This is a genomic window from Stenotrophomonas maltophilia group sp. RNC7 (assembly GCF_030910085.1).
Classification (GTDB): domain Bacteria; phylum Pseudomonadota; class Gammaproteobacteria; order Xanthomonadales; family Xanthomonadaceae; genus Stenotrophomonas; species Stenotrophomonas sepilia.
Genome location: NZ_JAVFVN010000457.1, coordinates 1 through 320, shown reverse-complemented (window position 1 = coordinate 320; position 320 = coordinate 1). Strand labels below are relative to the sequence as shown.

The 320-nt window shown below is 66.6% G+C and carries 1 pseudogene; it reads left to right on the top strand.

The annotated features are described in order from the left end of the window. Positions 1–320 (top strand): annotated as a pseudogene (locus RCF13_RS07920) (lysine decarboxylase); the annotation flags it as partial.

Sequence of the window (320 nt, the reverse complement as noted above, 5' to 3'; positions counted from 1 at the left end):
CAGGATGGCTCCTATTCCTGGCACTGCCCCGGCCACTCCGGCGGCGTGGCGTTCCTGAAGAGCCCGGTGGGCCAGATGTTCCACCAGTTCTTCGGCGAGAACATGCTGCGCGCCGACGTCTGCAACGCCGTCGACGAACTGGGCCAGTTGCTGGACCACACCGGCCCGGTGGCCGAGTCCGAACTGAACGCGGCGCGCATCTTCCACGCCGACCACTGCTACTTCGTGACCAACGGCACCTCGACCTCGAACAAGGTGGTGTGGCACGCCAACGTCGCCGCCGGCGACGTGGTGGTGGTGGACCGCAACTGCCACAAGTC